Raw genomic sequence first — 22,248 nt, 5'->3', positions numbered from 1 at the left:
ACTAGTTATAGATTAAACACGGCCTGGGCAATCAGGCAAGCAGGTTTTTCGCGTCGACGCGCATGGCGCCATCGATGCTCCCAGACAGCCAAGGAGGAGGCATGAACATCTATTTCCAGAAGAGCTTTCAGCGCGGCTTCGGCACCTTTCCGCTGAAGGGAAACGACCTCAGACACGCGATCGCTGCCGCCATCGGCGCCGGTTACCGAGCGTTCGATACGGCGCAGATGTACGGCAATGAGGCCGATACGGGTGCGGCACTCGCAGTCTGCAGCGTCGCGCGGGAAGAGCTCTGCATTACCACGAAGGTGCATCCGGACAACTATTCAGAAGAAAAATTCCTGCCCTCGGTCGAGGCCAGCCTGAAGTCATTGCAGATCGATCGCCTCGATGCGCTTGTCCTGCACTGGCCGCCGGCAGACGGTGACGTCGCGCCATCCCTGCGCCTCCTGCAATCCGCCCGGGACAGGGGTCTTACGGATACCATCGGCGTCTCGAACTATACCGCACGCATGATGCATGTGGCGCGCGCCGTGGTCGAAGGACCGCTCGTCACCAACCAAGTGGAGTTTCACCCGCTGGTCAACCAGCAGAAGCTCCTCGCCGCCGCATCGGAGACGGGCATCCCGCTTTCCTCCTACGCGTCCATCGCCCGCGGCGAAGTGTTCAAGCACCGTCTTTTCGCCGAGATCGGCAAAACCTACGGAAAATCTGCTGCACAGGTCGTGCTGCGCTGGACTCTCCAGAAGGGTGTGCCGCTCAACACGATGTCGACGAAGCCGGAAAACATCCGGGGGAATTTCGACATCATGGATTTCACGCTGTCGTCCATCGACATGGACAGGATCGACGCCCTGAACGCGACCGGTTACCGCATTGTCAAGCCGGGGCAACTGCCCTGGGTCCCCCAATGGGACTGACGCAAAAGGGCGGCCGCAAGGCCGCCCTTTTGCTTGAGACGCCTCGATCGATCAGGCATTGCCGCGGATCATGTCCGATGCCTTTTCGCCGATCATGATAGTCACCGCATTGGTATTGGAGCCGACGAGGCTCGGCATGATGGAACTGTCGCAGATGCGGATGCCATCGAGGCCGTGGACGCGCAGTTGCGGGTCGACCACCGACATCTCGTCCCGCCCCATCTTGCAGGTGCAGGTGGGGTGATAGGAGGTACGCCCGTATTGGCGCGCATAGGCGACATAGTCTTCCTGCGTGCGCACGTTTCTATCGGGAAAATGCAACGTTTTGATGCATTTCTGCAGGGAAGGCTGGCCAAAGATTTCCTGACTGATCTTCACGCCTTCAGCGGAAATCCTTACATCGTCGGGGTCGCCGAGGAAGTTCGGATCGATAACGGGCAAGGCGCGCGGATCGGCCGAGCGCAAGGTCACGGTTCCGCGCGACTTCGGCCGAAGCGTATAGGAGTTGAGCGTGATGCCGGACGCGCCCTTCGGCACGCTCGGTACGCCTGCCTCCGCCCCCGCGCCCGCAAGGAAGTGGAACTGCAGGTCCGGGGTCGGGCTCGCCTCGTCGCCATACCAGAACGCCCCACCCTGCACGACGTTGGAGGTGATGCGGCTCGCCTTGTCGCCATACCAGAACGCCCCACCCTCCACGAGGTTGGAGGTGATGGGGCCGGACTTGAAGAGTGTGTACTGAATGCCTGCCCAGATCGACCAGTGCAACTTGTTGTATTTGTCGAGGCTATCGTGGTTCTTCAGTTCCGCGACGATGTCGACGCCAAAATGGTCCTGGAGGTTCTGCCCTACGCCGGCCATGTCCTGCACCACCTCGATGCCGTGGCTGTTGAGCGCATCGGCCGGCCCGACGCCGGAGAGCATCATCAGCTTCGGCGTGCCGATGGCGCCAGAGGTAAGAATCACTTCGCTTTCCGCCCGCGCCGTCGTGCGGTAGCCGCCGGCCTCATAGTCGACGCCCACCGCACGGAGTCCCTCGAAGACAATGCGCAGGACAAGCGCACCGGTGACGACCGTCAGGTTCGGACGCTTCAGGGCCGGACGCAGATAGCCGACGGCCGCCGAGCAGCGCCGGTTGTCGCGCGTCGTCGTCTGGTAGACGCCCGCCCCCTCCTGCACCGGGCCATTGAAATCCGGATTGTAGGGAATGCCGAACTCCTGGCAGCTCTGCACGAAGGCGCGCGTCATGCGTTGCGGCTCGGGGATGTTGGAGACGCCGAGCGGGCCATCCGTTCCATGCCAGGCACCGGAGAGGATCGAATTGCCCTCCGATCGCAGGAAATATTTCTGGATGTCCTTGAAGCCCCACCCTTCCGCGCCTTCCTCGACCCAGCGATCATAATCGGCGGGCACACCACGCGTGAAAACCTCGGCATTGATCGACGACCCGCCCCCGAGCACCTTGGCCTGCGCGTAAAGGATCTCACGGTTGTTGGCGTGCTTCTGGGGCGCGGTCTTCAGGCCCCAAGTGAGCGGCCCCGTCGTCATCTTAGCGAAGCCAACGGGCATGTGGATGAGCGGATTGGTATCGCGCCCGCCCGCCTCGATGAGGCACACTCGCGCGGACGGGTTTTCCGAAAGCCGCGCCGCCAGCACGCACCCGGAGGTACCGCCGCCGACGATCACATAGTCATAGCCAGCGGCCATCATGCGATCCAATGCGTGCGCTTGCCGATCTGGACATGAACGGACTTCACCTGCGTATATTCCTCTACCCCATACATCCCGGCCTCTCGGCCCCAGCCGGACTGCTTGAAGCCGCCGAGCGGCATTTCGGGACCGCCGGCCATGATCGTGTTGACCCAGAAGCGCCCGGCGCGAACCCGGCGGCTCACCATCAGTGCCTTGTCGATATTCTTCGTCCAGACGCTCGCCGCAAGACCGTAAACCGTGTCATTGGCAAGCTTGATCGCTTCTTCCAACGTATCGAAATGCATGGAGCACAGCACGGGGCCGAAAATCTCGTCGCGGGCGATGACCATGTCGCATGAAACGCCGGAGAAGAGCGTCGGCGCGATATACTGGCCGCGACCAAGATTGATCGGCCCGCCGCCGGTGAGAAGTTTTGCGCCCTCGGCCTTGCCCTTCGCGATGTAGTCGAGGATCGTGGCGTTCTGCGCCTCTGTCGTAATGGCCCCGACCTGAGTCGCCTCGTCCAGCGGATCGCCGACGCGGATCTTCTTCATTTTTTCGACGAGCAGCTTTTCGAATTCGGCGGCGATGGAGCGCTCGACGATCAGGCGCGAGGAGGAGACGCAGCATTGCCCGGTGTTAAAGCTGATGCCGAAGGCCGCGCCGTCGGCGGCGTCTTCCAGATCGGCATCGGCGAAGACGATGATGGGGTTCTTGCCGCCAAGCTCCAGGCCGAGCTTCTTGAAGTTGCTGTCGGCTGCCGCGTGGACGCAGGAGCGGCCGACGGCTGTCGAGCCGGTGAAGGACAGCATGTCGACGTCAGGATGCTCGGACAGCGCCTGGCCAATCCTGCGGCCGGCACCGGTGATGACGTTGTAGACACCGGCCGGAAGGCCCGCTTCCGCCAGCACTTCGGCGAGCAGCAGCGTCGTTGCAGCGGTGACTTCCGACGGCTTCACGATCATCGTGCAGCCAGAGGCGAGGATGAAGGGCACGCGCTCGCAGAGGATCAGGAACGGGAAGTTCCAGGGCGTGATGAGGCCGACGACGCCGATCGGCTCGCGCAGCACCATGCCGAAGAGATCGTCGCCGAGCGAGTTGAAGCTGTCTCCGTGCAGCATGCGCGCCGCACCGGCGCCCGTTTGGAAGCAGGCGATGCAGTGATCGATTTCACCTCGCGCTTGGGAGATCGGCTTGCCGTTTTCCAGCGCCTCCCAATAGGCGATTTCGTCGCGACGGCGGCGCAAGATTTCAGCAACGCGCAACAGGACGCTTCCGCGGGCCGCACCCGAAAGGCCAGCCCAGCGGCGATCTTCGAAGGCGCGGCGCGCCGCGGCGACGGCGGCGTTCAGATCATCGACCGTGCAACGAACCGTGCGCGTGACAGGCGTGCCGTGGCCGGGCGACGTGCGTTCGAAGTATTGCGCGCCGTCTTTCCACTCGCCATCGACGAAAAAGCCGAAGGTGCGCGCTGCGGCCGGGGCAGAAAGGAACGGGTTTTTCTGGTCCACGGGATACCTCCACTTCGATAGGTCTTACGCCGCAATGGCGATTTGCGTCTTCAGGTCGTGCGGCCGTTCCCCGAGGGTATCGAAAGCCGCCTGGATATTCTCCAGGGAGTAGCTCGCCTTGGTGAAATCATCCGTGCGGAACCGGCCATGCGATAGAAGGGTCAATGCGTCATGCATATCCTCCCCCATGCCCGCGACGGAGCCCTTGAGGCTCGTCTCCTCCAGAACCGTGCGGAGGATATCGAGGGGGACCGTCTCGCCCCGCGACGTGATGCCGAAGAAGGCGATGTGCCCGCCGCGGCGCGTCAGGTCGAAAGCCTGTTCATAGAGCTTTCTGTTGCCGACGCTTTCGACCACCAGATCCGCGCCGCGTCCGCCGGTCATCCGCAGCACGGTTTTCTTGAGCTCGGCCGGATCGGACACCGCCGCATCCGCGCCGGCTTCGAGAGCCATCCGGGAGCGCTCGGCGGACAGATCGGCGACGATAATGGGGGCCGCGCCGACGAGCCGCATCATCTGCACATGAAGATTGCCGATCGGCCCTGCGCCGAAGATTACGACCGACCGGCCGAAGGTCGCCCTCGCCTTGCGCGCGGCGCGGACGACGCAGGCGACCGGCTCGGTGAGGACGAGAACTTCGTCAGCGATGTTAGCCTCAACGGGGATCGCGAGGCGCGCGGGCACGGCGACGAATTCGGCGAAAGCCCCATCCCTGCCGATGCCGACCTGGGTGACCTCGGCGCAGTTCAACACCTCATTACGCCGGCACCAGAAGCATGTGCCGCAGCCGATATTAATGTCGACGACCACGCGCGTACCAGGCGCCAGATGGCGCACATTGGTGCCCATCTCAGCAATCGTGCCGCAGAACTCATGGCCGGGGATCAGCGGCAATTGGTCAGCGGCGTAGTGGCCGTTGAAGATATGGATATCCGTGCCGCAAATGCCTGTGCGCGTTACCCGCACCAGTACATCATCCGGCCCGACGGACGGCACCGGAACGTCGCGGAGTTCGAAGCGCTTCGGCGCAGTGAGGACAGCGGCGCGCATGGTGCTCATGGCCAGATCCTCACTTCACGGTGCGCAGCTTTGCGCGGTCGATGGTCAGCGCGATGGCGACGATCAGCACGACGCCGAAAACCATCTGCTGGCGCGTCGCGTCGATCTCGAAATAGAGCATCGAGGCGCGGATGACGGCAACAATGAGCGTACCGACCACGGTGTTGACGACACCGCCGACGCCACCTGTCAGCGGCGTACCACCGACGAGCACCGCAACGATGGCCGGCAGCAGGAAGCCGTTGGCGATCGTCGGCGCACCGCCCGAAAGCTTTACAGCAAAGAGGAGGCCGGCAATGGCGGCGAGTGCGCCCGAGATCGCGAAAGCAAGAATCTTGTAGCGGGCGACATTGAGGCCTGAGGCTGCGGCCGCGAGTTCGCCGGCACCGACGGCCTTCAGGGCACGGCCAAGCGTCGTGCGTCGCTCGATGAAGAGGCAGATCGCGACGAGCGCCGCGGCAATCAGCAGCTCATGCGGCACGCCCCAGGTGCGGCCGATCATCCAGCCGAAGGTCTCGTTGCGCTGTGTGGCATCCATGTTGAGTGCGCGCTGGCCGGAGAGCCATTGCGCAATAGAAAAGGCGACACCGCCGACAGCGAGCGTGGAGATGAAGGACGGCACGAAAAGCCGCGTCGTCACATAACCGGAGAGCATGCCGAGCAGGAAGCCGGCAAGCACGCACAGCACGGCGACCCACGCCCCCATGGAGGCGAGATATACCGAGGCGACGACCGTCACCATGTTCGCCATGGACTGGGCCGAAAGATCGATGCCCCCGATATAGATAGCAAAGGTGAGCCCGAGCGCCATGATGAAGAGCGGCACGATATCCCCGGCGATGCCGAGTAGGTTCGAAGGGCGCAGGAAGCCGGGATCGTTGACGCCGACGATCGCGACGAGCACGACCAGCGTGATCCAGGGTAGGTGCGGTTTGAGGCGCTGAATATCCATCTCTTCCCTCAGATCATATGGTGCAGCAGGTCGAAGGGCGTGGGCTTGGCGCCCGGCTTACAGGCGAATTGCTTCTGGATGCGCCCGTCCTTGACGACGATGATGGTGTGCGACAGGCCGATCCCTTCTTCCAGCGTATCGGCGACGAGCACGATGCCGACGCCTGCCTCGCCCATCGCGCGGATCATGTCGTAGACGTCTTCCTTCGCGCCGATGTCGAGGCCGCGCGTCGGGTGGTCGAGCAACATGATGTCGGAGCCGGCGGAACGCCATTTGGCCAGCACGACCTTCTGCTGATTGCCGCCCGAGAGATTGCCGCAATCGGCAAATTCCGAATGTGCCTTGATCGAGAGTTTCTTGATCCAGTCGCGCGCCAGCGCCCGCTCCTCGTTAACGCGCAGTACCCCCCCGCTCGAATGGTTCCGCATCTGCGAGAGCGTCATGTTCTCGTAGACGTTCATGCCGGCGACGATGCCTTCGATCTTGCGTTCGCGCGGCACATAGCCGACCCCATGGGCGACCGACTGGCGCGGCGAATAGCCTGTGGCGTCAGCGCCCTTGATCTTGAGACGGCCGGTCGCCGGCGTCAGCATGCCGTAGATCGTGCGCAGGATCGCCTCGCGCCCGGAACCTTCCGTGCCGACGAGACACAGGACTTCACCGGCATGCACTTTGAACGAGATATCCTGGATGCTGCCCGGCAGTCCGACGGCCGCCATCTCGACCAGCACCTTCGAGCCATCGAACGGCTTCTGCAGGTGTTCTCGGTAATATTGCTTGTCGACGTTGCGGCCGACCATCTTGTGCTGGATGGCCTCCGCCGTCGCGCCGCCCCGCTCTACCACGTCGACCACCTCGCCGTCCTTCATGACATAGATGCGGTCGGAGAGCTCCATCACCTCTTCCATGCGATGCGAAACGAAGATGAAGGAGGCGCGCGTCGTCAGCTCCCGCACAAGCTTGAAGAGCAGCTCGACCTCTTCCTTCGATAGAACCGAGGTCGGCTCGTCGAGCAGGATGACGAGGTCGCCCTTCACCCGCTCCTCCAGTGTCAGAACCTTGGCGAGTTCGACAAGCTGGCGCTGGGCGAAGGAGAGTTTCGAGGTCACCGTCACCGGGTCGATGTCGAGCTTCACCTTGGCGAGCTGCGCCTTGGCCGCGCTCGCCATCGCCTTCCAGTCGACCACGCCGAAGCGGACGAACTGGCGCTCGTAGCCGAGAAAGATGTTCTCCATGACAGAGAGGTTCGGGATCAGGGACTGTTCCTGGAACACCATCCCGATGCCCTTTTCCATCGCCTGGCGCGGATTGGCGAAGCGAACGGACGCGCCGTTGATAAGGACCTGGCCGCCATCCGGCTGGTAGGCGCCGTAGATGACCTTCATCAGCGTGGATTTGCCGGCGCCGTTCTCACCGACGAGACCGACGATCTCACCGCGCTTGATGTGGAAATTGATAGACTTCAGCGCGTGGACGCCGGGGAATTTCTTGTCGACGGCTTTCAGCTCGTACATGGCGCTCCTCACTTAACGAAGGAAACCATCTTGCGGTCGGTGGAAAGCACCACCGCAAGAATGACGAGGAGGCCCAGCACTCCGTCCTGGAGGAAATCGGGCAGACCGATGACGACCATGCCGTTGTCGATGACGTTGACGATAAGAACGCCGACGAGCGCGTTCCACACGCCGCCGATGCCGCCCCAGAGCGCCACGCCGCCGACGACCACAGAGGTGATGGAGACGAACATGAAGTTTGCGCCCGTCACAGATTCCGCCTGCCCGATGCGGGCGACGACGAGGATCGCGGCGATGGCGTAGAAGACGCCGGCGAGCGCAAAGCCGGTGACGCGGACGCGGGTGACGTTGAGGCCCGAGGCGTGAGCGAGGTCCTCGCCGCCGCCGACAGCGTAGAAATTGCGGCCGAGCGTCGTGTGGGTTTGGATGAACCAGCCGACGAACAGGAAGAGGGCCGCGACATAGACCATCAGCGGGAAGCCGAGCCAGCGCACCGTGAGCAGGCCGCGGAAGGTGGCATCGCTGACCTTCACGATATCACCGCCGGTCAGCAGGATCGCGGCACCGGTGCCGACAAAGCCCATGGCGAGGCTTGCCATGAAGGACGGGATCTTCAGTTTCACATGCACCAGCCCGTTCAAGAGCCCGATCATGCCGCCGAGCACGAGCACAAGCGGAATGGCTATCCAGCCGAAGCCGGCGAGCGAGCCGCCAAGCTGGGCGAAGATGAAGGCGAAGGAGACCGCCGTGAGCGAGACCGTTCCCTCCATGGAAAGGTCGATCGAACCCATGACGATGATGAAGGTGACGCCGACGGCGACCATGAGCGCCGGGGCCGCCGCGATCGCGATACGGGCAAAGTTCCGCAAGGAAAAGAAGGTCGGGTTGAGTGCGGTGAAAAAGATCAGCAGCGCGATCAGCACCAGTAGCGGCGCCCACTTGATCAAGGTTTCGCGCGAAAGGCGACGTGTCACGTCAGACACCCCTCTAATGGTTTCGCAGGAGATGTGGCGGCAGCGTACGGCTGCCGCCCTGCCTATGGTCAGGACTTGTACTGGATCTGACCGTTCGACGGGCCCCAGAAGTCCTTCCAGTCGTAGGTCGGCACGGAATCCAGGTACTTCGCCTTGAATTCCGCCGCGTCCTTGGCCGTAACGAGAATCGTCGGGCCATAGAATTCGCGATGCTCCTTCGGCTCCTCGGAAGGTTTGAAGGTGCCGATGGCGGCATGGTAGGCGAGTGCAGCGCTGATGCCGCCGCCCCAATGCGGATTGGTGAAGACGGTGGCGAGTAGCTGACCATCCATGACCATCTGCACGGCTTCCGGATTGCCGTCATAGGCGACGATCGGCATGTTCTCGATGCCCTCGGCACGCAGCGCCTCGATGACGCCGTAGGCTATGTTGTCATTGGCGCAATGCACGCCCTTGATCTTGTCACCGTAGCGCGTCAGGAACGAGGCCATCAGTGCCGCGCCCTTCTGTGTGTCCCAGTCGGCCGGCTCGGCATCGAGCAGCTCGACCTTCGGGAAGTCCTTCAGTGCGTTCTTGAGGCCGTTGAGGCGCTCGACGGCCGGATTGTTGGCTGCGATGCCGCCGAGATGGACCACGCCACCCTCACCGCCCATGGCTTTGAAGAGGATGCGGGCGGTTTCTTCCGCCGGCTTTTCGTCCGACCAGGTCATATGCGAGACGTAGTTGTCGCCAAAATCCCAAGGGTGCAGGTCGTCGGTCTTGTTCCAGATCGTCGACACATAGGCGCCGGCAGCTTGAACGGCCTCGACGACCGGACGGGCATTCGGGCTGTCATTGGCATCGCAGGCAATGGCGCAATTGCCATTGTTCTTGGCAAGGAAGGCCTTGATGTCAGCGAGCGACTTTTCCGTCGAGCCCTCGTTGATAAGGCTGATGAGTGTGCTCTTCGGCTTGCCGAGCGACTCCACGAAGGCCTCGCCGCCGGAGACGACAGAGTTCCAGTATGCCGAGGCGCGGTCGCGGTAGCTCCAGGCAATCGCCGGGTCTGTCAGCGCGGCGCGTGCGATGCCGCCACCGAATAGTCCCGGCACGGCAGCCGCGCCCATGCCGGCCGCAGCTGCGAACAGAAAATTGCGACGGCTGACCGTTTCGCGCTCGATGAAATCCTTGATAAAGGTCGACATTGGTTCCTCCCAATCTTCGATTGAAACGCTTCGCGCGTCACGACTGGCGCTGCTGTCGACAGGAGAGCCTTGCCTTCGGGCGAGGCGCTCCGGCGTGACCTACGCCATTTAACGCACTAACCAGTTACTTCTTTTAGTTTGCCCAAGTCAAGCGGTTTCAGTATGATCAAGACAAGCAATCGCGTCGAACGGCTGTGACGGACGGCGACGCGCGTGTATGAGTTGCAGGGAAGAAATCCCGACCGCGGCAGAGGGCAGGCGCAAAACATGACGGGCGAACAAAACGAAAAACCGGGACGAAAACCGCGCATCCGCGACGCGGAAGCCACCAAAGCGCGCATCCTCGAGGCGGCAAAAAAAGAATTTGCAAAGAAAGGCTTGGGTGGGGCGCGCGTCGACGACATCGCAGAGAAAGCGAAGGCCAACAAGCGCATGATCTACCACTATTTCGAGAGCAAGGAGGGCCTATTCCAGACCATTCTCGAAGAGGCCTATCTCGATATTCGCAACGCCGAGCAGAAGCTGCACCTGGAAAATCTTGACCCGAAGGCAGCGCTCGAAAAACTGGTGCGCTTCACCTGGGAATACTACCTGAAGAACCCGGAATTTCTGACGCTCGTCAACAGCGAAAATCTGCATCGAGCCAAGCACCTGAAAAAGTCGGAGATTGTCAAGGTCTCCAGCAGGAAGCTCGTGAACTTGGTCTCGAGCATCCTTGAGCGCGGGGTGAAGGCGGGCGTCCTCCGCGACGGCATCGATCCCGTGCAGCTCAACATCACCATCGCGGCCGTCGGCTACTACTACCTGACAAACCGCTTCACCGGTTCGATCATCTACGAGCGGGACCTGATGGCTAAGGACGCCCTGGAGCAGCGCATCCAGTTCAATATCGATACGATCATGCGGCTCGTTGCCGCTTGACGTTACCGGCCGGCGGCACATTCCCTGAAACGGTCCGGAATCAAGGAAGTCGCGGCGGTGGCAGGCGTCGGTCGCAACGGCATCTTACGTGCTTTCGGGAACCGGCCGACCCTCCGAAGCGACACGCAAGCAGGTGCTGGCGCGATGCTTCGGCGGCGCGCCTGCGCACCGGAAAATCCAACCTCGTCGGCGTCATCCTCAACAACATCGTCAATCCGTTCTTCAGCGAACTCAAGTGGATGCGGCATGGGAGTTTCCAGGGCTTAGTTTAGATTAGCTTAGGCCGTGAACCCATAAACGCGAACGGCTGAGATGAGGTGGAAAGCGGAACGGCCGCTTTCGTGGCTGGTTTGTCTAGCTTCAAAGCTCCACCTGACGTTCGCCGGGGTAGAAGCGCCGGATGGATGTTAGGATCACACCACCTCACCTTCGAGATCAAGGAGCGTGGCAGTCCACGGCTCGTCTGTTAGGGTTGCAACCATTCCACCCCTGTAGACGAACTGTTTTCTGATGCCAGCTTCGGTGAAGGTTGTCTGATTTAACATTGAGACATAGCCTGAGGACAAAGTGTTTGTGCTCAAGGCAAAGAGGACGAAAAAGCTAACTCGCCGTTGGCGCAGCAATAAATGAGCTTGCGCTATCAATGCGCGAGCAACGCCCCTACGCCTGACGCTGGGAGCGACGGCAACGCCGCCCAGCAGTCCGATTTCAGTTGGTGCACCATCAACCAGCACCGAGCGGACGTAAACCGCCAGGTGTGCGACGACCGCAACGCCTTCTATACCCAACACCAGCTTCCACGGCTTAGTTGAACCATAGAAATTTTCCTGCATGTCGGGGAAAGCTTGCCGTAGAAGGACCGCGATCTGGTTCTGACGACCGATCCCTTCTTCGAATGTCATCGAAAGCAGTTCCATCTTCCATTTTTGCCCCGCAATGACAGCTCTCGCGATCTTAAACGATTTGACTCGATGATTGGAATGGGGTCGTTTGCCGACTTGCTGCTTTCGCATCGCGTCGGATTCCGATTCAGGGCTCAGGAGCGCACGCCGAATTATCGCGAAGCCAATCTCACAGTCGTTCCGCCCCATAAAAGGGACAACAACAGGAACGCCGAAACATGCGTGGCGGCCCTGCACGCCTATCTCAGTGGCGGCGCAGGGCAGCATGCTCGGCAGGCCGGCTCGTTTCAGAAGCTTCCGGTTGACCCAGGCTCTCAGGGGCGGGATGAGCGGCGACAATCAACGGTGGGACTCTCATCCTGATCGGGTTCTTCCGCATACTCATTGTCGGATCCTCGACGATGTAGGACATGAGACACAGCGCTCTATGAGTGATCGTATTGTTTTGAGACGATATCCTCGTTCGGCACGATGCATGCAGGGCTATCCGCAAACGCGCTGAGGCACGGACCGAGGAGACATCAACCATGACCAGGCCGCCCAACATGCGGTCTACCCGCGAAAAGTGAGCTTTCCGAGCCGACGGAAGATTTTGCGCATTACAGCGGCACATCCGGCATCTCTCAACTAGCAGGTGTTTTCAGGCCCCGGCTTTGATTTGTCGTTTTGCCGGATTGAGCCGCGCGGAGAGACAGCCACACCGTGTGGGCGCAGCTCTCGGCGGGAAGGCGGTGACGGCGATAGCACGGCTCGCGGGCAATCGGATACATGCACGCCGCATGCACAAATCCGTCTGCGCAACGAACTCCAACAATGGATTGCCAAATCGAATTGGGAGAAAGACATGCTGATCAACCAAGGAGAACTTGCCAACCTCACGGCTGAATTCTGGTGGGGCCACGCAGCGATTTCGCACGTTCTGTCGAAGTTCGAAGCCGAGACAGGAACCCGCCCTAAATTTCCCTGTATTTTCGGGCAGAACGCGGTCAAACGAGGCAATTTACGCTTCCTCCTCATTCCATACAAATTCGAGACTTCACAATATGACCTTAATGTTTTGGCTTCTGGGCTACGCACCTACATCGCACACACTAATATTCGCTCCATCGACCTAAACCACCATTGCCCACTACTTGTGCTTTTTGAGCCAATAATCACTCTTACAGCCACAGATCATTTCAAGACGGTATTCATAGAAGCGATGCAGTTTCTAGTGGATGAGGATCACGGAACTTGGCCTGCGCACGTATCCAAGGATCCTGCGCATCATACTTGGACGATGTGCTTTGACGGCTGTGAACTTTTCGTGAATGTAAGTCATCCAGGGCATGTTCTTCGTAAAAGTAGAAACCTAGGCCCCGGGCTGGCATTCGTTATAAATCCGCGCAAGATCTTCGACATAGCTGCTCCCGCTGATCGGAAAGGCAGAGCCATAACAGCAACGATCAGGCGCAACATCGACATCTACGACGATGTCGCACACAGCCCGTTGCTGGGGTCTTACCTTCTCGGCGAAGCGCAGTGGCCGCAATACATGATCCCCGACAACAATGAGGAGGCCCCACTCGAGTGCCCTCTGCACTTCAAATGATTGACAGTACACCAGCGGATTCGCCATCCGCTCCGCCTATATTGCGGCTGTCATCTTTAGTTCCGAGTTATACTTGAAGCTGTGCCGCGTCGTGTCTGGACGGTGAGCAGAACCAACAGCTTGAAAGTGAGAGTCCGGCGGCGATACCCCGTACTACATACTCGTGAATGAGATCACTCGTCTCGGTAGGTGGGGGATGCACGTATCTGTGTGACTACTACAGCGAGCCAGGTTACCTTTGCGAGGGTATTATGAAAGATATTATCGATAACGAACTCACGGGACATTTGGGACTCGCCTCAGGGAGTTTGCTTATAGTTACAGTGATCCTTGGATCCGGCATTCTTGTGCTCCCAGGACTAGTGTTCGCAAAAATTGGCGGGGACGGCATCTATGTATGGGTGGCTTGCTCGCTGCTCTCTGCGCCGATCCTCGCCACGATGGTTATCTTAGGCAGTGCATATCCGAGTGCCGGCGGTGTTGCGTACTACGCTAAACTTGCTTTTGGCCAATACCTTGAACTGCTCGTGTCAATGCTCTTTCTTGGAGCAGTAATTTTGGGCTTGCCATCTATCGCGATTGTGGGTTCGGCCTACCTACAAAAGCTAACTTGGCCCGGTGTTGATGTTCATCTGATTGCGGCGCTACTTATTTTGCTTGCTGGCTTTTTCGCCCTGTCCGCCGGTGAGACATTCCGCAGTGGCGTGAAGCTGGTGGGCGGTTGGTCCTTATCGCTTTTGGTAGGCGCTCTCTTTGTGCTAATCGTGCTGGCAATACGGGCCAACGGTGTCCGCTTCGGTCGACCCTCAGATTTCCCGTCGATTGCGAGCCAGATTCCGCTGATCTTCTTCTCCTTCACCGGTTGGGAGATCGCGTCCCATTTGTCCGCGGATTTTAGGAATCCTAAGAGGGATTTTGGCCGAGCAATGGTCTTTGCCTTCATTCTGATCTGCGCCGTCTACGTCGGCAGCGCGGCGCTCGTGCATATCGCTGATATTAAGTCGAACTTCAATGTGCCAATATTCCAGGCTGCGGCGCAAATCGCACCTTCCGCTCCACATTGGCTGGTTCCCGTGCTTGGCGTATCGCTGGTCGCTGCCAATCTCTTCGGGTCAGTTGTGGCCGTCTCACGGCTGGTATTCTACCTCTCCAGACGACACTTCCTTCCCGCCAGTCTCGGTTGCTTGCACAATGGTGCCCCTCGCAACAGTGTCTATTGCGTGGCTGCAGCCCTGATCATAGTCGTCGCCTGTGACCAGATTGGGCTGCTCAATATCGAATTAATGTTCAGCTTGGCCGGAATGAACTTTCTTGCCATTTACGTCGTTTCGGCGATTGCACTGGTCCGACTCAGGCAAGGATTGGTTTCGAGGCTACTCGCTGCTGTGATTGTCATTCCCGCTGTGCTGATCATACTCGGCGCCGGAGTCTCTCTCCCTTATATTGCATTTATCGCCCTCATTGCCATTTTTTTGAACCGCAACAATCGGGCGGAACTAACATGAACCAGTCCTCTATTAATGAGGCGTTCAAGACCATCTCTATCAAGCAGGGACTGCTGCCCGTGAAGGTCACGCCATTCTATGAAATGAAAATCAGGGAAGAAGTTGAGGCGCTAGGCAATCATCTGGGGCCGCTTCATCGAGCGTCCTTTCCAACGCAGGACAAAATCTCATTGAGGGCTCCCAATGAGGTGAACGACTTCGTCGATGACCGATCAAATGCGCTCGGCGATACGAACAAAACGTCCATTATCAGAAAATACGCCGACCGCATCCTGTTCCTACCCACCTCGAAGTGCTTTGGGCATTGCCAGTATTGTTTCCGAACAGACGTGCTTACAGAGAACAATGCCGTTGACCCGCGAAATGGACAGAATGCAGATCTGCGCCAGCTGCTTGAATATCTACGCACCCACCCAGAGGTCACGGAGGTGATCCTATCAGGCGGAGATCCGTTGATCCTGCCAACATCCCGGCTGGAGGTAATCGTAGAGGGGATTCGCTCGGTTCCATCGGTAAAGTCAATCCGTATTCATACAAGAGCTATTGTGTATCAACCGGATGCTTTCACACCAGAGAAAATTGAAATCTTTGCCATGCACAATATCCGCGTTGTTTTTCACATTGTGCATCCGTATGAAATCTGCGCAGATGTATCTGAAAAAATCGAAGAGCTTCGACGGCGCAGAATCAGGCTCTACAATCAATTTCCGTTGTTGCGCAACACAAATGATCATCATTTAGTTCTCAGTCGGCTCCTGGAGAGGCTTGACGAGATTGGCGTACGCAATCTCTCAATCTTCATCCCAGATCCCATCAACTTCTCTGCAGCATTCCGCGTGCGTTTGGGTCGCGTCTGGCAGATCGCTGATCATCTTAACTTCATTTCACCATCATGGATCAATTCGACACGATTTGTGTTCGACTCCAAAGGCGGAAAAATGAGGCGAGAAAACTATGTTGCGACGAATGGCAGCAATGATGTCGCCATCTTCGTCCGCGACGGCAAGCCCATTTCCTTTCCCGATTTTCCGGAGCATCTTGATGTCCCCGGCAAGATCGAATTCATGCTGTGGAAACAGTGGTTGTAGGGCTGAAGGGTACGACATGGCCTGCTGCCGCTTTGGTAGACGCTGAGGCGAAGGTGTTTGACGGAGCTGGAGTATGGGAACGCGAGAGAGAAAGTCAGCCGCGCGCTTAAGCTCAAGTCCGCTGACGGGCTTCGGCGAGATGCCGCGCGATGCGACGTCGATCGCATCATTCGGCCAACTGATGCTTCGATAGTCGCGACGAAAAAGCGGGCAGTTGGCCAGCCTTCCTTGTCGGCCTGTTCGGCGAACCGCGGCAACATGAGCGGCTCTGTCGCAAACCTTTCGGTAAGCGGAGCATGGCATGGAACGCTCGTCAGCTATGGAGGAGCACGTGATATTCAAGGGCCGTCATTTCGACCAGTCGGTGATCCTCCTGTGCGTGCGCTGGTACTTGGCCTACAAATCTGAGCCTGCGCGATCTGGAAGAGATGATGACCGAACGCGGCTTGAAGGTCGACCGCTCCACCGTGCATCGCTTGGTCGTCCACTTCTCGCCGCAGCTGCTGGAGCGCTTCAACCGGCGCAAGCGTACTGTCGGCAGCAAGTGACATATGGACGAGACGTACATCAAGGTCCGCGGCCAATGGATGTATCTCTACCGGGCCATCGACAGCCTTGGCGACACGGTCGAGTTCTTCTTCAGCCAAAACCGCGACCTGGTGGCGACCAAACGCTTCCTCCGCAAGGCGCTGGCGCGCCATGGCCGGCCGGAGCGCGTCGTCATCGACGGCAGCCAGACCAATCACGAGGCTATCCTTTCCTGCAACGCTGAAGCCGCCTGCGGCAGCGATTGCGGCGACCACTGAAGCCGATCATCATCCGCAAAAGCCGGTATCTCAACAATCGGATCGAACAGGATCACCGGCGTATCAAGCGACGCATTCGATCCATGCTCGGCTTCAAGGCACAGGCGAGCGCCGTGGTTATCCTCTCCGGCATCGAGATGATCCATATGATGCGCAAGCGACAGGCGAGGTATGCCTACAATCCCCGTCCGTCGATCGTCGAGCAGTTCGATATCCTCGCAGCCTGACGGACAGGCCGAAATGGCCGTTCACTATCCCATTTCCAAGTTTGCGACAGAACCACGACGCGCTCTGGCTTCAAACCCAACTGCTCGTCCCATGCCGCGGTCTGATGGGTGATATCCGACGGCTGTATCAGGCAGCGAGAGGCCGAAGAGATGACCCTGTGCCAGAGTTCGGTTTAATCGCCGCGCAGTATCTTTGCTTCGAGTGCGGCCGCGACGAAAGCGCGTCGAGCAACTGGCGACCGAGCCTTCCCTTGCAGCACTTGCAGACATACGTCCATTGCTATCCTACTCTTCTCGGTCTGACGACTAATATCCCGCAGCAAGATAGCTGCGGCGTCATTGACGTCGAGCACGATACGCTCGGAGCCATGGCGGCCAACCTGCACAATGACTGGCCTTTCGAACCTGCTCAAGCCGGCCATCTCCCGCCTTGACAGCCAGTCTCCGGCGACAGGCCGCATGCTAAACCGAATGTTACTGCCGCGCGTCACCCTAGTCGCATCGGCGAATAGGATTTAGACTTTTGCGGTGCCTGCTTTGCAGGCTGCAATCCACTGCATCGCAGAGGTCGCATCTTCCAATATGCCAACCTGCTTTGCAAAGTCGTAAAGCGCGTTGCGCGGCGCACCTACAGGCTTGTGCCCATCGTAGGCCTCATGGCACGTCCGAAGGGCAGTTTCGTGGGCACGATCTCTGCGATCTTGCGGCCATTCATCGAGAAGATCGATGGCCTCGGCAAGACTTGCAATCTCTTGCACGATGTAGGTGGAGCGCTTGACGAAAATGGGGCTGCTGAAAGCCTCGGCCTTCATTTTTTCCTCCCGACCTGCTGAACCGCCAGTTCACGTGAGACGGGGCCGCATCGACCCCGCCGATCGTCGCACAATGTGTTGTCGGCGCGATGACGCTTCAAGAGGAAAATGCGGGCGTGATGCCATCGGCCATTGGCCGAAGCATCTCAAGGCGCTCTCAATGGTCAAGCGGCGGCCGGTTCTCTCCGCTTCGTTCGGCATGCTCTCCAATTCGAACGGCAAGTTGACACCCCAGGCGAGGGAAGCTCGAAACCTCGCCTACGTCATTGACGAGCTCAACCCGGTCAGTGATGCAGATTGCATAGAAGAAACTCCGCCCAGTTCGCCGACACAAAACGCCTGCGGTATGCGCACGGTGCCCGCGCCTGGGAATGGATTGAACGAGCCCTGGAATGCTACCAGGCACCCTCGCCCTGTGATCGAAATCACGCATGGAGAGGCGGATGCGGGAAACGAGCACGTCGGGTTCGCAGCGGAGATGAAGAGACCTGGGTGTGAGGCAAGGCGCTTTATCCGTACTCAAGCCAGGCTAAGCGCCGGAGCTGCGGCAGCGGTTGCGTTTGGGATGCGTGCCTGAAGGGGTGAAGACGACCGCAGGCCGGCTTCAGCGAAGCCCGCAGCCCGGCCCCCAGGGAGACGCCCACCTGATCTTTTCCGGCGCCGATCGGCGAGGCGACGACAAGCCAGGCGCGGCATGCGCCCTTCTCATCCGTCGAGAACCACTGCGGTCGCGTCGACGCAGATCCCACTGCCGCAGGTCTTGCTCGGAATTGCGATAGCGATGCCAAGAATGGAGAGTGCCGAAGAATACGATTGTTTGCTCTTTACCAAAACTTCTGCGTGCCATTTTAATTGCATTAATGGAGATTGAAGAACGAAAATACCCAGGAGAGCTAGCCTCCCCGCTGCAGATCCACGAGCTTGCGGAAGAGTACCGCAAGGCGGCAACCCTGCTGCTTCGGCTCGGCCGGCCAGGCAAACCGCTCACTCGAGCGCGTTCAGATTGTCGGCGATCCATGCGATCGAACTCTATCTGACCGCGCTTTTGCTCCACCGTGGGCACAGCCCCAATCAGATCCGCAAAATGCAGCACGATCTTTCGGCGCGCACGGAACTCGCCTTGGAAGCGAGGCTGCGCCTTCGCGCGAAAACCGCCCAACATCTTCACTCCCTCAGCCAGAACCGGGAATATCTCGTGACCCGTTACGGCCCGGAGCTGGCTGCAACCGCCTCGCAGATAAACCGGCTTACCGCTACTCTGGACGAGGTGGCGGCAAAGGAACCATATTGATCGGCTTGTCCTCAACTTTGCCGCAGCCGTCGGTCTTACGCCGAAGACCTCGCCTTGATTCGCGCGATGCTGTCGGGATCCGAGACGAAGTCATCGAGGAAGTCGTTCCACTTTTCGGCCGAGCGGCGAGCATGGGCAAGCATCTGTGTTAGCTCGTCAATGCCGTCGTCGGTGAGAGCGGTTATCGCCTTCTCCGTACCGTCATGGACACTGATGATACTGCCATAGCTGAGATTGTCATCGTTGCTGACGATCGCCTGAAGGAGCTCGAGATCCTCCCCGATCATTTGCGAAACGTGGTCGATTGTGAAGACGTGGGTTATTGTCGCCATCAAGCGGCCTCGGCGTAGGTCACGGTGACAGGTATCCAATTCCAGGGAAGAGTTTCGTCAAGGTGGATGCGATGTCAAAGGTGTCCAGCCGTCTTCTGCCAGTGCGCCACGGCTCTCGGGCCTCTATATAACGTCACCAAACGTCGCTCTATCGGTGCCGCTGGAGACCCCCCATACCGTCCAACCGGGGAAGTTTCCAAAAAGGCACCAAAGTCGTCGCAGACTTTTGCAGGGGGCGCGGCGGCCCGGCGAACCAGTCATCGATCGGCCCTTGTCGGTGGTGCCCAGTAGGAGAAGACGAGGTATTGCCCTGTTGGCAACCACAGCTCGTTGGCGTCGATGCCCGTCCGTGTCCGATCAGTCCTTTATGCGCTCCAACTTCGAGTGCGTGTTTAGTGCGTTCTCCGGCCCTCGCTCGTCGACGACTCGGGTTCTATATACCGACCAATCGAGCGAAGGTAGGCAACGATCTCCGGAGCAGGTGATCACGATCGCCAAACTCTTCTACGATTCTTTTTACCTTGCGCCAGGGTACCTTCCCGCAGCCAGCCTCGATCATCTTGTCAACGAAGGCGGGAATCTCGCTCGCTTTCATTAGTCGAATGTTGTTGGTCATCGCAGAAATCTCCGTTGGTGGTCGGCATGGAAATTGCGCCGACACTCAAACGTGCTTGAATGCGCGCACCTTCGCTACCTGTGCACTTGCACAGGTTGTAGGCAGGCCTGCCGAAAGCGCGGATCGAGTGTTCCTGCGCATTTGTTCATTGTTGGCACCCCGGGCACTCAACCGTGTTGCTAGAACAACCCACCTGCTCCGTTCCAACAGCAGCATTGGCCACCGGAACGCTCCCCTTGCGCGCACTGAAAGGCGATGCCGGCGCTCAGGCAGTCGGAGTCAGTCATGCCGACGGGCCATTACCTTTTCCTCGCAAGTCGCTCGAGCCGCACGCGCTCTTTTCGCCCTGGAGTCCAGTAGGTTGGGTCGCGGTTGGCGCGATCGGGGGTCCGGCGTCTTTCAATTTAGCTATAGGCTAGGAAAAGCTCCTTAGATCCCGCAGTCAGGAGTCCACCAATCGGTCGAGATGGCTGCGAACCGCGTTGCGGGCGGGATTGGGTGCTCCGACGGATCGATACCCAATACCTGCGCCATTTCTTCTTCGATGGCATTGTCGCCCCCCGCGTATAGCTAAGTGGTGTGGACAAACCTGATCCACACGACCGCGCGATTTGGAGCCAACCGGCCTGGGACCTGGCGGCCGGCCTCTCGCTCTACGCCGAAAAAAAACGGGGCCGATTCCGCGCGTCTGCATCGAATAACGGAAGTCAAAGGTGGTCTCGGAACGGGGTGCTCGGCATTTATGATCCGACCGAGCGCCAGCGAGTGATCGTCGGCGGGCTCGACGGCGGCATCATGTCAGGGGACTTCGGCCGCCAGCCGCGCGAGGGAATGCCGAGACCTCGGCGTCGATGTCGACCGGTTCAGTCACCGTGGGTGACATCCTAGCTACTCCCCCGATCATCTCCGATTTAATTCAAATTTGTCTGTAGATATTGACGATTGCGCGACCTTCACCTCGTAGACGGCAATGCGGGCAGTTAGAGAGGGTCCTATGACAAGCGATTTTTCCGCCGCCCGAGTGCATTTAGATCGAGCGTATGACTACCTTTGTGGCGATGACCCGATGAGTCGAAGGGGACGCGAAGCCTTGGACCTGCTAATTGAGGCAGTTGCCGTCGAAGAGTTCAAGCAGCCACGCCAAAACGCGGAGGTGCTAAGGTTTCCGATTGGGCGCCGCTTCTGAGGCAATCTCCACGACCGCCATGTAGCCTCAGGTGAGGCGCTCACCGGACGTATGCGCCGCCACTATGAACCATGGTGAGCAAATCCTCCCAGAACGCCACGCCCCGCATGAGCCGAGGCGGGCAATAGAAAATGGCGGGCCCAAACGCGCGTCCATGAAACAGCGCCGCAGGTAAATTCAGCAGAATGTCCATCCTGGCGCCTTCAGCGGCGATGCGCAGCCAGTTCTTGCGGTGACTATCGGGTGGCCGGAGTCCTGGCGCCCGCGGGCGGCCACACCGTAAAGACCGAGTGGACCGTTAACGCGGGAATCCTGATGGCGCTCACCTCTCATTATATCGGTCGCGCGCAACGTTTGCGGATCATCCGCTGCACCGATCGTGCCAAATGAATAAAGCCTTCAATTACAAATGGTGAGCCGCCTCATCCATGTCCTATCTCCGACGTCGTTCACGTAAAAGGCTCGGTGCTTCCACGCTCGTTTGCTCTTCGCCCGTCCCTCTTCCGTCTTGACTAGCAGGAGCCTACGGCCTATCTCACTGCCGCGTTAGCACTCGCTTCTGGTGAGTGCTAAACACGCTCCGGCAACGGAGAACCGTTCAACATCCGCACCGGAAATCCAAAAATGGCAAAGTCGAATTTCCGGCCGCTGCATGACCGCGTGGTCGTTCGCCGGGTCGAGTCCGAAGCGAAGACCGCCGGCGGGATCATCATCCCCGATACGGCTAAGGAAAAGCCGCAGGAAGGCGAGATCATCGCCATCGGTTCCGGCGCCCGTGACGAGGTCGGCAAGCTCGTCCCGCTGGACGTCAAGGCCGGCGACCGCATCCTGTTCGGCAAGTGGTCGGGCACCGAAGTCAAGCTCAACGGCGAAGACCTTCTGATCATGAAGGAAGCGGACATCATGGGCGTCATCGGCTGACACGCCGCCGCCTTTCATTCCGCACCATCCAATCTGAATTTCGGGCGAAATGCCCAGGAGCTAAAAATGGCTGCCAAAGACGTAAAATTCTCCCGTGACGCTCGTGAGCGCATGCTGCGCGGCGTCAACATCCTCGCCGACGCGGTGAAGGTCACGCTCGGCCCCAAGGGCCGCAACGTCGTCATCGACAAGTCGTTCGGCGCACCGCGCATCACCAAGGACGGCGTCACCGTCGCCAAGGAAATCG

At 59.3% G+C, this 22,248-nt stretch carries 20 protein-coding genes and 1 pseudogene; 10 read left to right on the top strand and 11 right to left on the bottom strand.

The window, feature by feature from the left end; genetic code table 11:
* Positions 1-101 precede the first annotated feature (101 nt).
* A complete protein-coding gene (locus NKI25_RS28400; RefSeq protein ID WP_352787277.1) occupies positions 102-920 on the top strand; it encodes an aldo/keto reductase in 819 nt (272 codons plus the stop codon).
* Between the two features lie 51 nt (positions 921-971).
* Here NKI25_RS28400 and NKI25_RS28395 read toward each other — a convergent pair whose 3' ends face one another.
* The 7 genes from NKI25_RS28395 to NKI25_RS28365 all read right to left on the bottom strand — a co-directional run bounded on the left by NKI25_RS28395 (position 972) and on the right by NKI25_RS28365 (position 9,803).
* Positions 972-2,624, bottom strand: coding sequence for a GMC family oxidoreductase (locus NKI25_RS28395; RefSeq protein ID WP_352642356.1), 1,653 nt, complete (start codon positions 2,622-2,624; stop codon positions 972-974).
* Positions 2,624-4,120, bottom strand: a complete 1,497-nt coding sequence (locus tag NKI25_RS28390; protein ID WP_352787279.1) for an aldehyde dehydrogenase family protein — start codon at positions 4,118-4,120, stop codon at positions 2,624-2,626. The genes NKI25_RS28395 and NKI25_RS28390 overlap by 1 nt, the downstream gene beginning before the upstream one ends.
* A 24-nt stretch (positions 4,121-4,144) precedes the next feature.
* Entirely contained in the window at positions 4,145-5,116 is a 972-nt protein-coding gene (locus tag NKI25_RS28385) for a zinc-dependent alcohol dehydrogenase (RefSeq protein WP_352787281.1), read from the bottom strand.
* Positions 5,117-5,189: 73 nt separating this feature from the next.
* Positions 5,190-6,131, bottom strand: coding sequence for an ABC transporter permease (locus NKI25_RS28380; protein WP_352496352.1), 942 nt, complete (start codon positions 6,129-6,131; stop codon positions 5,190-5,192).
* Between the two features lie 8 nt (positions 6,132-6,139).
* Positions 6,140-7,645 (bottom strand): sugar ABC transporter ATP-binding protein, encoded by a 1,506-nt coding sequence (locus NKI25_RS28375; protein ID WP_352578180.1) that lies wholly within the window; start codon positions 7,643-7,645, stop codon positions 6,140-6,142.
* Between the two features lie 8 nt (positions 7,646-7,653).
* Positions 7,654-8,619: an ABC transporter permease gene (locus NKI25_RS28370; RefSeq protein WP_352787284.1), complete on the bottom strand. Its 966-nt coding sequence runs from the start codon at positions 8,617-8,619 to the stop codon at positions 7,654-7,656.
* Positions 8,620-8,687: 68 nt separating this feature from the next.
* Positions 8,688-9,803, bottom strand: coding sequence for a sugar ABC transporter substrate-binding protein (locus NKI25_RS28365; protein WP_352517368.1), 1,116 nt, complete (start codon positions 9,801-9,803; stop codon positions 8,688-8,690).
* A gap of 267 nt (positions 9,804-10,070) precedes the next feature.
* Between NKI25_RS28365 and NKI25_RS28360 the strand changes: the two genes are divergently transcribed.
* On the top strand, positions 10,071-10,724 hold the full coding sequence (locus NKI25_RS28360; RefSeq protein ID WP_352787286.1) for a TetR/AcrR family transcriptional regulator: 654 nt from the start codon (positions 10,071-10,073) through the stop codon (positions 10,722-10,724).
* Between the two features lie 413 nt (positions 10,725-11,137).
* On the opposite strand, the gene NKI25_RS28355 is transcribed toward NKI25_RS28360, so the two are convergent.
* Positions 11,138-11,965 carry a GNAT family N-acetyltransferase gene (locus tag NKI25_RS28355; RefSeq protein ID WP_352787288.1) on the bottom strand — a complete coding sequence of 276 codons (828 nt, stop codon included), beginning with the start codon at positions 11,963-11,965 and terminating at the stop codon, positions 11,138-11,140.
* Positions 11,966-12,470: 505 nt separating this feature from the next.
* On the opposite strand from NKI25_RS28355, the gene NKI25_RS28350 reads away from it, so the two are divergent.
* The 4 genes and pseudogenes from NKI25_RS28350 (at position 12,471) to NKI25_RS28335 (ending at position 16,843) form a co-directional block, all read left to right on the top strand.
* The gene (locus NKI25_RS28350) at positions 12,471-13,217 is read left to right on the top strand and encodes a YqcI/YcgG family protein (RefSeq protein ID WP_352787290.1); all 747 of its coding nucleotides are present in this window, start codon (positions 12,471-12,473) and stop codon (positions 13,215-13,217) included.
* A gap of 251 nt (positions 13,218-13,468) precedes the next feature.
* Entirely contained in the window at positions 13,469-14,722 is a 1,254-nt protein-coding gene (locus NKI25_RS28345) for an APC family permease (protein ID WP_352787291.1), read from the top strand.
* Positions 14,719-15,810, top strand: a complete 1,092-nt coding sequence (locus NKI25_RS28340) for a radical SAM protein (protein ID WP_352827933.1) — start codon at positions 14,719-14,721, stop codon at positions 15,808-15,810. The genes NKI25_RS28345 and NKI25_RS28340 overlap by 4 nt, the downstream gene beginning before the upstream one ends.
* 334 nt (positions 15,811-16,144) lie before the next feature.
* Positions 16,145-16,843, top strand: a pseudogene (locus NKI25_RS28335) (IS6 family transposase).
* A 173-nt stretch (positions 16,844-17,016) separates the two neighbouring features.
* Here the strand turns inward: NKI25_RS28335 and NKI25_RS28330 are convergent.
* Together NKI25_RS28330 and NKI25_RS28325 are read right to left on the bottom strand one after the other, a co-directional pair.
* Positions 17,017-17,265: a DUF982 domain-containing protein gene (locus NKI25_RS28330; RefSeq protein ID WP_352787295.1), complete on the bottom strand. Its 249-nt coding sequence runs from the start codon at positions 17,263-17,265 to the stop codon at positions 17,017-17,019.
* A 93-nt stretch (positions 17,266-17,358) separates the two neighbouring features.
* Positions 17,359-17,655 carry a DUF982 domain-containing protein gene (locus tag NKI25_RS28325; RefSeq protein ID WP_352787298.1) on the bottom strand — a complete coding sequence of 99 codons (297 nt, stop codon included), beginning with the start codon at positions 17,653-17,655 and terminating at the stop codon, positions 17,359-17,361.
* 1,003 nt (positions 17,656-18,658) lie between these two features.
* On the opposite strand from NKI25_RS28325, the gene NKI25_RS28320 reads away from it, so the two are divergent.
* Positions 18,659-18,946, top strand: a complete 288-nt coding sequence (locus NKI25_RS28320) for a hypothetical protein (protein ID WP_352787301.1) — start codon at positions 18,659-18,661, stop codon at positions 18,944-18,946.
* A 35-nt stretch (positions 18,947-18,981) separates the two neighbouring features.
* Here NKI25_RS28320 and NKI25_RS28315 read toward each other — a convergent pair whose 3' ends face one another.
* On the bottom strand, positions 18,982-19,278 hold the full coding sequence (locus NKI25_RS28315; RefSeq protein WP_352787304.1) for a hypothetical protein: 297 nt from the start codon (positions 19,276-19,278) through the stop codon (positions 18,982-18,984).
* A gap of 1,610 nt (positions 19,279-20,888) precedes the next feature.
* Here NKI25_RS28315 and NKI25_RS28310 point away from each other — a divergent pair.
* The 3 genes from NKI25_RS28310 to NKI25_RS28300 form a co-directional block, all read left to right on the top strand.
* Positions 20,889-21,080 carry a hypothetical protein gene (locus NKI25_RS28310; protein WP_352594214.1) on the top strand — a complete coding sequence of 64 codons (192 nt, stop codon included), beginning with the start codon at positions 20,889-20,891 and terminating at the stop codon, positions 21,078-21,080.
* A 624-nt stretch (positions 21,081-21,704) separates the two neighbouring features.
* On the top strand, positions 21,705-22,001 hold the full coding sequence (groES, locus tag NKI25_RS28305; protein ID WP_352453535.1) for a co-chaperone GroES: 297 nt from the start codon (positions 21,705-21,707) through the stop codon (positions 21,999-22,001).
* Positions 22,002-22,067: 66 nt separating this feature from the next.
* A partial coding sequence (locus NKI25_RS28300) for a TCP-1/cpn60 chaperonin family protein (protein ID WP_287249809.1) occupies positions 22,068-22,248 on the top strand: 181 nt, incomplete at its 3' end.

The sequence above is a fragment of the Mesorhizobium sp. M0808 genome, assembly GCF_040320025.1.
Classification (GTDB): Bacteria; Pseudomonadota; Alphaproteobacteria; order Rhizobiales; family Rhizobiaceae; genus Mesorhizobium.
The sequence above is the reverse complement of the archived record's forward strand: the minus strand, read 5'-3'. Positions and strand labels throughout refer to the sequence as shown.

Coding starts and splice junctions, on each gene's coding strand:
- NKI25_RS28400 (WP_352787277.1), top strand. CDS start 102: ATGAACATCTATTTCCAGAAGAGCTTTCAGCGCGGCTTCGGCACCTTT.
- NKI25_RS28395 (WP_352642356.1), bottom strand. CDS start 2,624: ATGGCCGCTGGCTATGACTATGTGATCGTCGGCGGCGGTACCTCCGGG.
- NKI25_RS28380 (WP_352496352.1), bottom strand. CDS start 6,131: ATGGATATTCAGCGCCTCAAACCGCACCTACCCTGGATCACGCTGGTC.
- NKI25_RS28375 (WP_352578180.1), bottom strand. CDS start 7,645: ATGTACGAGCTGAAAGCCGTCGACAAGAAATTCCCCGGCGTCCACGCG.
- NKI25_RS28365 (WP_352517368.1), bottom strand. CDS start 9,803: ATGTCGACCTTTATCAAGGATTTCATCGAGCGCGAAACGGTCAGCCGT.
- NKI25_RS28360 (WP_352787286.1), top strand. CDS start 10,071: ATGACGGGCGAACAAAACGAAAAACCGGGACGAAAACCGCGCATCCGC.
- NKI25_RS28350 (WP_352787290.1), top strand. CDS start 12,471: ATGCTGATCAACCAAGGAGAACTTGCCAACCTCACGGCTGAATTCTGG.
- NKI25_RS28345 (WP_352787291.1), top strand. CDS start 13,469: ATGAAAGATATTATCGATAACGAACTCACGGGACATTTGGGACTCGCC.
- NKI25_RS28340 (WP_352827933.1), top strand. CDS start 14,719: ATGAACCAGTCCTCTATTAATGAGGCGTTCAAGACCATCTCTATCAAG.
- NKI25_RS28330 (WP_352787295.1), bottom strand. CDS start 17,265: ATGGCCGGCTTGAGCAGGTTCGAAAGGCCAGTCATTGTGCAGGTTGGC.
- NKI25_RS28325 (WP_352787298.1), bottom strand. CDS start 17,655: ATGAAGGCCGAGGCTTTCAGCAGCCCCATTTTCGTCAAGCGCTCCACC.
- NKI25_RS28315 (WP_352787304.1), bottom strand. CDS start 19,278: ATGGCGACAATAACCCACGTCTTCACAATCGACCACGTTTCGCAAATG.
- NKI25_RS28310 (WP_352594214.1), top strand. CDS start 20,889: ATGACAAGCGATTTTTCCGCCGCCCGAGTGCATTTAGATCGAGCGTAT.
- groES (WP_352453535.1), top strand. CDS start 21,705: ATGGCAAAGTCGAATTTCCGGCCGCTGCATGACCGCGTGGTCGTTCGC.